Raw genomic sequence first — 11171 nt, 5'->3', positions numbered from 1 at the left:
TCGCAGTCGACCGGCCGCCCCTCGGATCACTTCTGCGTCCGCTCCAGGGCGGTGTTCATGGTGTCGATGAGCTGGTCGGAACCGAGGCTCTGCATCTCGGTCACATACGCATCCCACTCGTCGAGCGAGCGCTGGCCGGTGATGAACGCCGCGGTCGCCGCCTGAACGGCATCCTTGAGCTGCGTCTCGACGAGCGTCGTCTGCTCGAGCTCCATCTCGTTCAGTCGCGCGGCCGGTGCCACCGGGAGCACCTCCTTCGCCTCGAGCTGCGCCGCGGTCCACTCGGCGATCTCGGGCGTCATCATGGCCTGGGTCAGCGCGGCGGACGAGCCGTTGGCCAGCACGAACACGCCGTTGCTGTACCCGAAGTCCGCGTTCAGCTTCTTCGGCGCGTCCGGGTTGATCGAGCTCCAGCCGATGTCGCCGAGAAGCGCCGGGGTTCCGTCGGAGCCCCGCTCGAAGGTCTCGCCCTCGACACCGAACAGGCCGAACTCGAGGCCCTCGTCGGAGTAGTACAGCCAGTCGATGAACTGCAGCAGGGCCTTGAAGTACGGCTTGTCCGCGACGTCGCTGCTGAGCATGACCCCTGAGGTGAACCGCGTGCCCCCGACGTTGGATCCGGCCGGGCCCGCCGGCACCGAGATCAGCCGGATCGGGAGATCGCCCTTGCCGGCATCCGCCAGCTTCGTCCGGTAGTCCGACAGCGCCTGCGTGTTGCCCGAGATCGCCGCCGACGCGCCGGAGACGAACTTCTGGATCGCCTGGTCGTCGCTCTGCGTGATCTCGGGGTCGAGCAGTCCCTGCTCGACCAGGTCGGCGGCGTACGAGACGACGTCACGGTAGCCGTCGGTCGCCCCGGTGAACACGAACTCCTCGGCATCCTGGTCGTAATAGGTGTTCGCATAGCCCCAGCCGGCGGCCGTGCCGTAGTTGGGCGCCATCACGTTGAGGAACGAGCCGAGCGGAGTCTGATCGGTCCAGCGGTCCGACAGCGCGTACTGGAGTCCGGGGTTCGCGGCCTTGACCGTCGCCAGCTGCTCGGCGAACTCGTCCCAGGTCTCGGGGTCCTCGGTGATGCCGGCGCTCTTCCACAGGTCGTCGCGGATCATGACGGAGTACTGGATGTCGGGTACCTCGCGCAGGCCGGGGAGGAGGTAGTTCTTGCCGTCCTCCTGCTTGCCTGCCTCCAACTCCTCCTCGAGCCCCCAGTCCTCGATCTTCTGCTGGAAGTTGGGCATGTACTCGAAGTAGTCCGACACCGGCAGGATGGCCCCGCCCGAGACGAACTGCGTCTCCTGACCGGAGTAGGTGACCGAGATGATGTCCGTGGCCTCGCCGCCGCCGATGAGCAGCGAGCGCTTCTGCTCGTAGTCCGCCATCGGGATGTCGGTGCGCGAGAAGGTGACGTTGCGATCCTTCTCGAGGTGCGTGAACACCGACCAGTCGTCCTTGACCGGATACCCGGTGTGGTCGCGGTACATGAGCGAGAAGTCGACGGGTTCGGTGGCCTTGAAGCTCGTGCCGGTCTCGAACTCCTCCATGGCGCCGACGGACTGCTCCTCGCCGATCGTGGCGCTGTCGCCGGTCTCCTCCTCGTCGGGGGCAGCGCTGCCCGTGCACGCGGTGAGCGCGAGGGCGGCGACGGCGAAGCCCGCCACGGCCGCCGATCGGATGTGCTTGTTCAACATGGTGTTCTCTTCCTGTGATTCGTATGGAACGTCGTCGTTCGACGCAGGGGTGGTGGGGAGGGTCGGCGATCAGCCCTTGACGGAGCCGAGCATCACGCCGGAGACGAAGTAGCGCTGGATGAAGGGGTAGAGGCAGACGATCGGCAGCACCGTGAGCAGCATCGTGACCGCCTGGATGTTCGATGCGACCTGCGCCGCCTCGCCGGCGACCGCCATCTCGGGTGCGCCTGTGGCCGAGGCGATGAGATTGCGCAGATACACGGTGACGGGGAACAGATCCTTGTCGTCGAGGTACAGGAACGCCCCGAACCACGAGTTCCACATCGCGACGGCGTAGAACAGCGTCATGGTCGCCAGCACCGCCTTCGACAGCGGCAGCACGATGCGGAAGAAGACGCCGTACGTCGACAGTCCGTCGATCTCGGCCGCCTCTTCGAGCTCGGTGGGGAAGTTCTCGAAGAACGACTTCATCACCAGCAGGTTGAAGACGCTCAGCGCACCCGGGATCACCACGGCCCAGATGCTGTTGCGCCATCCGAGCCAGCTCGCGACGAGGATGTAGTTCGGGATCAGCCCTCCGCCGAAGAACATCGTGAACACGGCGATGCCGACGAAGAACCCGCGTCCCTTCAGGTTCGGACGACTGATGGCGTACGCGTACGTCGTCGTCAGGAACATCGAGATGATGGTCGCGACGACGGTGTACAGGACGGTGTTGCCGTAGTTCGTCCAGAACAGTCCATCGCCCATCACGGCCTTGAACGTCTCGAGGTTGAACCCCACCGGGATGAGGTTCACCTGCCCGGCGGCGATGTAGCCCTCGGATGAGAACGCCTTCGCGACGAGGTTGATGAACGGGTACAGCGTCACCACGCAGATCAGGATCAGCGCGACCGCGTTCACCACGCGGAAGGCGCGGTATCCGACCGATTCCTTGATGATGCCGTGCTCCGGCCTCACCTCGGCGAGGTCGGGCTTGGGAGGCAGGACGTCTGCTGCGGGAGTGATTTCGGTCACCATAGCGAGGTACCCACCAATCGACGGGAGATGAAGTTCGCGCCGAGCACGAGCGTGAGGCCGATCACGGCTTCGAAGAGCCCGATCGCGGTGGCATAGGAGAACTGCGCGGATTGGATGCCGACGCGGTACAGGTACGTGGAGATCACGTCGGCGGTGGAGTAGATCAGCGGGTTCTGCAGCAGCAGCACCTTTTCGAATCCGACGGCCATGAACGACCCGATGTTCAGGATGAGCAGCACCATCATGGTGGGACGGATGCCGGGAAGAGTGATGTGCCAGGTCTGCTGCCAGCGGTTGGCGCCGTCGATGCGCGCGGCCTCGTAGAGCTGATCGTCGATCGTGGTGAGGGCCGCGAGATAGAGGATCGTGCCCCATCCGACGGTCTGCCATGCCTCGGAAGACACATAGATGGTGCGGAACCATTCCGGTCTCTGCATGAACGGGATGGCCTCGCCGCCGAACGCGTCGATGATCTGGTTGATCGTCCCCGTCAGCGAGGTCAGCTGCAGCACGAGACCTGCGACGATCACGATCGACATGAAGTGCGGCAGGTACGAGATCGTCTGCACGATGCGCTTGAACCGGCGCGAGCGCAGCTCGTTGAGCATCAGCGCGAGGACGATCGGCAGGGGGAAGCAGATCAGCAGCGTGAAGGTGCCCAGGATCACGGTGTTCCAGAACACCTGCCAGAACTGCGCGTTGTTGATGAACGCCTCGAAGTAGTAGAACCCGACCCACTCGTCGCCGAGGATCGACCCTCCGGGGCGGAACCGGCGGAACGCGATGATGTTTCCGACCATCGGGATGTACCGGAAGATCAGCAGGAACACGAGCGGCAAGATGAGGAACGTGTACAGGCGCCAATCGCGCGTCAGTGCCTTCCGCCAGGTGAGGCTGCTGGTGCTCTTGGTCCGGCGCAGCCAGCGCCTCCGTCCGCTGGTCGGGGTGATGACGGCTCGCGTCTCGGTCATCCGATCCTCCCGTCTGCGGCGACCGCGGCGACGGTGCTCTCGACCGCCGCCTCGCTGAGAAGCGCTCTCGTGGAGTCGACCCGGCGGACAGGTCCGGCGAGCCGCAGGGCGACCGAGCGGTGCACGTCGGCGCTGGAGCGCGCGATCTGCAGCTCGACGGCCCCCGGTTCGACGATCCGCTCGCCGCGGAGGCCCGTGAACGACGTGAGATCGGCGTGCGCCGTGAATCTGACGGCGGCGCGCTCTCCCGGCTCGAGCGTCACGCGCTGGAAGCCGATCAGCCGCGCCACCGGCCTGGTCACCTGGGCGACGACGTCGTGCAGATACAGCTGGACGACATCGGAGACGACGCGCTCGGACTCGTTCGACACCTCGACCGCGATGGTCACCTCGCCGTCGACGGCCCACTCGACGGCGTCGCACGAGACGTCGCCCCAGGTGAGCGATCCGTAGGACTCGCCGTGACCGAACGGGAACAGCGGCGTCGGGTCGATGTTCGACGGCGCATCCGCGCGGCCGAGAGGAGGTGCGAGATACGTGGAGGGCTGGGATCCTGCTTCCCGCGGGATGCCGACGGGGAGGTGTCCGGACGGATTCGTCGCCCCGGTCAGGACCTCCGCGATCGCCTGTCCGCCGAGCTGGCCGGGGAAGAACGTCTGCACGATCGCCGCGGCACGGCCGGCGAAGGCGCCGAGCGCGTACGGCCGTCCGGACAGCACGACGATGACGGTCGGCGTGCCGGTGGCGAGCACCGCCTCGACGAGGTCGTGCTGCTCGCCTGGGAGACGCAGATCGGCGGCATCGCAGCCCTCGCCCGAAGTGCCCTTGCCGAACAGACCCGCTCGGTCGCCCACCGTCACGATCGCGACATCGGCGTCGCGGGCCGCCGCCACCGCCTCGTCGAAACCGTCGCGTCCTGGCCGCATGACGTCGCAGCCGACCGCATGCGCGACTCTTCCGCCGTGCGCGCGCTCCAGCGCCGCCCGCACCGTCGCGATGTCGATGCCCACCGGCTTGTCGAGGTGACGCACGCCGACGTGCAGGGGGAACGAATAGCACCCCAGCATCCCGAACGGATCGTCGGCGAGCGGGCCGACGAGGGCGACCCGCGATGCCGGCGCCAGCGGCAGGATGCCGGAGTCATTGGCGAGGAGCACCACGCTCTCGCGGGCGAGCCGGAGCGCTGTGTCGCGCTGCTCCGCCGTGTCGAACGAGACGTCGTCCGCGGCATCCGGCGCCCAGTCCTCGTCGAGGAGTCCCAGCTGAGCCTTCTGCGCGAGCACGCGGATCACAGCGCGGTCGACGAGCGCTTCGTCGACGAGGCCGGTGCGCACGGCATCCCGCAGCGGCTCGCCGTAGGCGTGCACCGAGGGGAGCTCGACGTCGATGCCGGCGGCGAGCGCGAGCGCCGCCGCCTCGCCGTCGCTCTCGGCCACGCGGTGCAGAGTGCGCAGGAACGCGACCGCGAAGTAGTCCGCCACGACGACGCCGTCGAAACCCCAGTCGTCGCGCAGCAGCTCGGTGAGCACCGTGCGATCGGCCGCGGCGGGGACGCCGTCGACCTCGGCGTACGAGTTCATGACCGACCGGGCGCCGCCCTCGCGCAACGCCGTCAGGAAGGGCGGGTGGAAGACGTCGGCCATCTCACGCGGCCCAGCCGACACGGGCGCGTGATTGCGCGCCGCGCGGGATCCGGAGTATCCCGCGAAGTGCTTGAGGGTCGCGACGACGCCCGTCGATTCGATGCCGCGGACGTATGCCGCACCGACGGCGCCGACCAGGTACGGGTCCTCGCCGATCGTCTCCTCCACACGACCCCAGCGGTAGTCGCGCACGACGTCCAGCACCGGCGCCAGCCCCTGGTGCACGCCTGCGGATCGAAGGGAGGCGCCGATCTGCGCGGCCATCTCCTCGACGAGCCCGGGGTCGAAGGACGCACCCCACGACAGCGGCACGGGGTACGCGGTGGCCTGCCAGGCGGCGAAGCCGGCCAGGCACTCCTCGTGGACCTGGGCGGGGATGCCGAAGCGGTTGGCCGCCATGATCCGACGCTGCGCGCGGGCCAGTGATTCGACGCCCTTGTCCGGCGCGATCGGATCGGACCCGAACGGGCGGACGAGCTGGCCGAGGCCGTCCTCGATCACGCCGTCGAACGTGACGCCGGCATCGCTCATCTCGTTCTGGAAGGGAGCGACGTCGCCCCCGGAGGCATCCGCGACGACCCAGAGTCCGACGAGCTGGCTCGTCTTCTCCTCGAGGGTCATCTCGGCGACGAGGGCGCTGGCCCGCTCGGCGGCCGGAAGCGTCTGGTCGTGCCAGGCGCCGGTCACCCGCGTCATCGGGGATGGGTCGATCATGTGTCTCACTTCGATGTGCGATGTCGAAACTATCGAGTCAAGACTCGAAAGAAATGTTCGCTTCGAACGTAGAGTTTGTTGCCGTTCCCGTCAATCCCCACTTTTGGCCCGAAAACGGAGGGTGACAGTGACCATCTGATGCCGATACGCTTGCCGATAGTTTCGAAGGGAAGCCATGGTCAGGGCACGCGCAACGATCGCCGACATCGCCGCAGAGGTGGGCGTCTCCGTGCCGACCGTGTCCAAGGTTCTCAACGGCCGGATGGACGTGTCCGAGGCGACGCGGGCGCGGGTGGAAGAGGCGCTGTCGCGCCACGAGTACCGCAAGCCGGTCAGCTCGCGCACCGGAGGTGCGAAGACGAACACGTCGCGGCTGATCGATCTGGTCTTCCATCAGGGCGACAACCTCTGGTCGCAGGAGATCATCAACGGCGTCGAGCGGGTCTCGGCTCCGGCGCGCGTCGGAGTGGTGCTCTCCGGACTCGGCGGCGCGCACCGCCCTCCGCAGGAGTGGATGGACGACGTGCTCGCGCGCAGGCCTCTCGGCGTGCTGCTCGTGCTCTCCGGGCTCGACGCGACGCAGCGGCACCAGCTGAACTCCAGGGCGATCCCTTTCGTCGTGCTCGACACGCAGGGCAACCCGCCGACCGACGTTCCGACGGTCGGGTCGAACAATTGGAACGGCGGGCTCGTCGCGACCCAGCACCTCATCGGGCTCGGGCACCGCCGGATCGGCGTCATCATGGGGCCGTCAGACATGCTCTGCTCGCGCGCGAGGGTCGACGGGTTCCGCAGCGCGCACGATGAAGCCGGCCTTCCGTGGAATCCGTCCCTCGTCCGCTGGGGCGAGTTCGCGGCGAGCTCGGGCTATCACCACGCCAGAGAGATGCTGGCGCGCCCCGATCGCCCCACCGCGATCTTCGCCGGCTCGGACTACGTCGCACTCGGCATCGCCCGCGCCGCGCGCGAGCACGGCCTGCGCATCCCTGAGGATCTCTCGATCGTCGGCTACGACAACCTGCCGATCACGCAGTGGCTGAACCCGCCGCTGACCACCGTCAACCAGCCCCTGCGCGATATGGGCAGCCTCGCCACCCAGATGCTGCTCACGCTCGCCGATGGGCGGCCACCGAGCTCGACCAGGGTCGATCTGATGACCGAGCTCGTCGTACGAGAATCGACAGCACCACCTTCTGCCGTCTGACCCGGCCCACCGATCCTGGAGCGAAGATGCCCACCGAGACCACCACAGCGCTGCCCGCAGTTGCCCCCGAGGCGCACGGACTGCGCACCGCAGACGTGCGCAGCCTGATCGACGAGCTCGAAGCGGGCGGGCTCGATCCGCACGCCCTGCTCATCGCCCGCCACGGCCATGTGCTGTTCCGCGGCGCGTGGGATCCGTGGACGGCGGAGGCGCCGGCCCTGGTGTACTCGGTGTCGAAGACGTTCACCGCGCTCGCGATCGGCTTCCTCGCCGATGAGGGCCTGGTCGAGATCGACGCCCCGGTCGACCGCTACCTCGACGAGCCGAATCCGCTCGGCATCACGGTGAAGCACCTGCTCACGATGAACACCGGGCACAGCCGGGAGCAGACGCTCGGGCTGCCGTTCTCGATCCGCGGGCTGCTCGAGACTCCCGGCGAACACGCCGCCGGAAGCCATTTCGCCTACAACTCGCCCGCCAGCTACGCCCTCTCGGCGATCGCCGATGCGGTCAGCGGCGAGTCGCTCACCGACTATCTGCGCCCGCGGCTCTTCGATCCACTGGGCATCGGCCACCGGTGGTGGATCCCGCTGGACGGCATCGATCAGGGCTTCTCCGGACTGCACCTGAACATCGACGATCTCGCCAGGATCACGATCTGCCTCGCGGACGGCGGACGCTTCGCCGGTCGCCAGGTGATCCCCACGGCGTTCATCGCGGAGATGTCCCGGCCCTGGTCCGACACCCGCGACCCGGAGGACCCGGATGCCGCGTCGGGCAACTGGGGGCGCGGATACGGCTACCAGGTCTGGAGCAGCCGTCTCGGCTTCCGCCTCGACGGCGCGTACGGACAGTTCGGCGTCGTCGTACCGGAGCGCGGCATCGCCATCGCCTACCAGGGCGCATCGACCGAGGCCCACCGCACGCTCGACGCGCTGCTGCGCCTCGTCGACGCCTTCTCGGATTCCCCGATGGATGCCGAGGACACCGGACCAGACGACGAATCGCTCGACTCGTGGAGCTCGCGTGCTCTGCTCGCTCCGACGGATCCGGTTCTGGATGCCGAGGGCTGGATCCTCACCGATGCGGACGCCGATCGGTGGCTGCTGAGCATCCCGGACGCCGGTTCGGTCGAGTTCGGCGCCGACGGATGGAGCCGGACCGTGCTCGGCGGCGGCGATGCATCCCTCGCGCTGGCCGTGCGCGGCGAGTACCGGGGTGACGTCGTGCTCGTGCATCTGGTCGTGCTGACGTCCCCGCATCGCGCGATCATCACGCGAGACGATTCGGGCCTGCGGGTGCAGTGGCACAGCACCCCGCTCTGGCGTCCGAGCATCGACACGCTCCACGTCCCGGATTGGGTCGCGCGGACGTCGGCGGGGTGAGGACGAAGTAGGCTCGTCGGGTGCGTCTCGTCATCGCCCGCTGCTCGGTCGACTACACCGGTCGGCTCAATGCCCATCTCCCGCTCGCCACGCGCCTGCTGGTGCACAAGGGCGACGGCAGTCTGCTCGTGCACTCCGACGGCGGAAGCTACAAGCCGCTGAACTGGATGAGCCCGCCGTGCACGCTGTCCACCGAGCTCCCGGGGGACGAGGAGTCCTCCGCCGGGGTCGTCGAGGTCTGGCGGGTGACCCACAAGAAGACCGGTGACGCCCTGCGGGTGCAGATCTACGAGATCCTGCACGACACGAACCACGACCTCGGCATCGACCCCGGCCTGCAGAAGGACGGCGTGGAGGCCGACCTGCAGCGTCTGCTCGCCGAGCAGGTCGAGCTCATCAGCGAGGGCGCCACCCTGGTGCGGCGCGAGTACCCGACGGCGATCGGGCCTGTTGATCTGATGGTGCGGGATGCCGCGGGTGCGGCGATCGCGGTCGAGATCAAGCGCCGCGGCGACATCGACGGCGTCGAGCAGCTCACCCGCTATCTCGAACTCCTCGGCCGCGACCCTCACCTGTCGCCGATCCAGGGCGTGTTCGCTGCGCAGGAGATCAAGCCCCAGGCGCGGGTGCTCGCCGAGGACCGCGGCATCCGCTGCCTGGTCCTGGACTACGAGGCCATGAAGGGCATCGAGTCGGGCGTTCCCCGCCTGTTCTGAGCCGACCCGCGCTCGCCCGGAGGGGATGAGCCGCGCACGCGCCGTACTGCACCCGGTGGGATGATTCCGCGGTCGGAGTGTGATCCTCCGCTACCCCGTGGGAGGGGCGAGTGAACACACTGGCGGCGATGCGCGATGCAGTCTTCTTCGAAGGTCCGGAGGAAGGACGGCGCTACTCGCGCTTCTGGCTGCTGATCGTCCTGGCGAGCGTCATCGCCGCAGCCGGCGTCGTCGCCGATTCGACGGCCACGGTGATCGGCGCGATGATCGTCGCACCGCTCATGACCCCGATCCTCGGAGTCGTGCTGGCCACGGTGCTCGGCAGCCGGCGCAACCTGGTCCGATGCTGGACGCTGGTCGTCCTCGGCGCGCTGTCAGCGGTCGCGATCGGGTACCTCGTCGGACTCACCGTCCCTTCGCCGGTCACCGCACTGAGCAACTCGCAGGTCTCGGGTCGTATCGCCCCGCATCTCATCGACCTGCTCGCCGCACTCGCCACCGGCGTCGTCGGGGCGGTCGCGCTGGTGCGCAAGGACATCTCGGACACCCTCCCCGGCGTCGCGATCGCCATCTCGCTCGTGCCTCCGCTGAGCGTGGTCGGCCTGACGATGGAGTCCGGCGCATGGGCGGAGGCCGGCGGCGCACTGTTGCTGTTCGCGACGAACGTCGCGGCGATCCTCGGCTCCGGCATCGTCATCCTCGCCCCGCTGCGTCACAAGTGGGAAGGCATCGACGAAGCGGATGCCGCGGCCTCGACGTCCGCGCGCCCCTATCGCTCGCTGATCTCGATCATCGTTTCGCTCGCGATCATCGCGATCCCGCTCGCCACGACGTCGGTCAGGTTCTCGACGGACGCCCTCATGGAGACCCGCGTCCGTCAGGCGGCCGAGCCCTGGGCCGAGGATGCCGGGTGGCAGATCGACGGCGTGAAGGTCAGCGGGGGACAGGCCGAGATCTCGCTCACCGGTGCACCCCCGCTGCCCGAGACCGCCGACCTGGAGCAGGCGCTGCGCGACGCGGGCGTCGCACCGGGCGATGTCGACGTCGAGTTCGTGCCGGCGTACCGCGTCGAGCTGGGCGACGAACAGGAGCAGTGACCGCGCGCCCCTAGGCTGGAGGCATGCCCCATTCCCCGTATTCCTGCGTGCTGTGGGACGTCGATGGCACGATCGCCGATGCCACACCCGGTATCTTCCCTCGACTGCTGGAAGTGCTCGCGTCCTTCGGGGAACCGGCGCCGGATCCGGCTTCGCTGTCGCGGTGGGTCGGTCCGCCGATGTACGAGTCGTTCCAGACCCTCGCCGGGCTGAGCGCGCTCCAGGCCGAGGACGCGCTCGCCCGCTACCGCGAACTCGCCGCCCGTGACGGCTACGCGGCATCCGTCGACATCTATCGCGGAGTACCGGACGTCATCCGCGCCGTCGCCGCGGCCGGCATCCCGCAGGCGACCGCGAGCACGAAGCCGGAGAATCAGGTCCGCGCCATCCTCGAGCACAACGACCTGCTCGGCCTCTTCACCGCGATCTCAGGGGCGCGCAGCGGCAGCATCGGGCGCAGCGACAGCAAGGCCGACGTGGTCGGGTGGGCGATCGAGCGCCTTCAGGCGGCGGGTGCCGACACCTCGAAGCCGGTGCTCATCGGCGACCGGCACCATGACGTCGAGGGCGCCGCCGAGTACGGCATCCCGGTCATCTTCGCCGAGTGGGGTTTCGGCGAAGCATCCGAAGGCGACGCCGCCGCATTCCGCGCACCGGATGCCGCCGCGCTGCAGACTCTGCTGCTGACGGACTGACCCGAAGCACAGAACTCCCCGCCGGATGCGCGGATTCG

At 68.3% G+C, this 11171-nt stretch carries 9 protein-coding genes; 5 read left to right on the top strand and 4 right to left on the bottom strand.

From position 1 onward, the window contains the following. Positions 1-26: 26 nt before the first annotated feature. The 4 genes from ACI7YT_RS00375 to ACI7YT_RS00360 all read right to left on the bottom strand — a co-directional run bounded on the left by ACI7YT_RS00375 (position 27) and on the right by ACI7YT_RS00360 (position 6036). Complete coding sequence (locus tag ACI7YT_RS00375) at positions 27-1688, bottom strand: extracellular solute-binding protein (protein WP_406248135.1); 1662 nt, start codon at positions 1686-1688, stop codon at positions 27-29. A gap of 69 nt (positions 1689-1757) precedes the next feature. Further along, positions 1758-2708: a carbohydrate ABC transporter permease gene (locus ACI7YT_RS00370; RefSeq protein ID WP_406248133.1), complete on the bottom strand. Its 951-nt coding sequence runs from the start codon at positions 2706-2708 to the stop codon at positions 1758-1760. Then, positions 2702-3679, bottom strand: coding sequence for an ABC transporter permease (locus tag ACI7YT_RS00365; protein ID WP_406248131.1), 978 nt, complete (start codon positions 3677-3679; stop codon positions 2702-2704). Before ACI7YT_RS00365 ends, ACI7YT_RS00370 begins: the two co-directional genes overlap by 7 nt. Continuing rightward, positions 3676-6036, bottom strand: coding sequence for a glycoside hydrolase family 3 N-terminal domain-containing protein (locus tag ACI7YT_RS00360; protein ID WP_406248130.1), 2361 nt, complete (start codon positions 6034-6036; stop codon positions 3676-3678). The genes ACI7YT_RS00365 and ACI7YT_RS00360 overlap by 4 nt, the downstream gene beginning before the upstream one ends. 175 nt (positions 6037-6211) lie before the next feature. Between ACI7YT_RS00360 and ACI7YT_RS00355 the strand changes: the two genes are divergently transcribed. The 5 genes from ACI7YT_RS00355 to ACI7YT_RS00335 all read left to right on the top strand — a co-directional run bounded on the left by ACI7YT_RS00355 (position 6212) and on the right by ACI7YT_RS00335 (position 11133). Beyond that, the gene (locus tag ACI7YT_RS00355; RefSeq protein ID WP_406248128.1) at positions 6212-7240 is read left to right on the top strand and encodes a LacI family DNA-binding transcriptional regulator; all 1029 of its coding nucleotides are present in this window, start codon (positions 6212-6214) and stop codon (positions 7238-7240) included. Between the two features lie 26 nt (positions 7241-7266). Beyond that, the gene (locus ACI7YT_RS00350; protein WP_406248126.1) at positions 7267-8625 is read left to right on the top strand and encodes a serine hydrolase domain-containing protein; all 1359 of its coding nucleotides are present in this window, start codon (positions 7267-7269) and stop codon (positions 8623-8625) included. Between the two features lie 20 nt (positions 8626-8645). Then, entirely contained in the window at positions 8646-9341 is a 696-nt protein-coding gene (gene nucS / locus ACI7YT_RS00345; RefSeq protein ID WP_406248124.1) for an endonuclease NucS, read from the top strand. A gap of 128 nt (positions 9342-9469) precedes the next feature. Continuing rightward, on the top strand, positions 9470-10438 hold the full coding sequence (locus ACI7YT_RS00340) for a DUF389 domain-containing protein (protein WP_406248123.1): 969 nt from the start codon (positions 9470-9472) through the stop codon (positions 10436-10438). Positions 10439-10461: 23 nt separating this feature from the next. Further along, on the top strand, positions 10462-11133 hold the full coding sequence (locus ACI7YT_RS00335; protein ID WP_406248121.1) for an HAD hydrolase-like protein: 672 nt from the start codon (positions 10462-10464) through the stop codon (positions 11131-11133). Positions 11134-11171 lie beyond the last annotated feature (38 nt).

Origin of the sequence: Microbacterium sp. M (assembly GCF_045181065.1) — a bacterium.
Lineage (GTDB): Bacteria > Actinomycetota > Actinomycetes > Actinomycetales > Microbacteriaceae > Microbacterium.
The sequence above is the reverse complement of the archived record's forward strand: the minus strand, read 5'-3'. Positions and strand labels throughout refer to the sequence as shown.

Excerpts from the sequence above, each read along its gene's own strand:
- ACI7YT_RS00375 (WP_406248135.1), bottom strand. The coding sequence starts at position 1,688 with ATGTTGAACAAGCACATCCGATCGGCGGCCGTGGCGGGCTTCGCCGTC.
- ACI7YT_RS00370 (WP_406248133.1), bottom strand. The coding sequence starts at position 2,708 with ATGGTGACCGAAATCACTCCCGCAGCAGACGTCCTGCCTCCCAAGCCC.
- ACI7YT_RS00365 (WP_406248131.1), bottom strand. The coding sequence starts at position 3,679 with ATGACCGAGACGCGAGCCGTCATCACCCCGACCAGCGGACGGAGGCGC.
- ACI7YT_RS00360 (WP_406248130.1), bottom strand. The coding sequence starts at position 6,036 with ATGATCGACCCATCCCCGATGACGCGGGTGACCGGCGCCTGGCACGAC.
- ACI7YT_RS00355 (WP_406248128.1), top strand. The coding sequence starts at position 6,212 with ATGGTCAGGGCACGCGCAACGATCGCCGACATCGCCGCAGAGGTGGGC.
- ACI7YT_RS00350 (WP_406248126.1), top strand. The coding sequence starts at position 7,267 with ATGCCCACCGAGACCACCACAGCGCTGCCCGCAGTTGCCCCCGAGGCG.
- ACI7YT_RS00340 (WP_406248123.1), top strand. The coding sequence starts at position 9,470 with ATGCGCGATGCAGTCTTCTTCGAAGGTCCGGAGGAAGGACGGCGCTAC.
- ACI7YT_RS00335 (WP_406248121.1), top strand. The coding sequence starts at position 10,462 with ATGCCCCATTCCCCGTATTCCTGCGTGCTGTGGGACGTCGATGGCACG.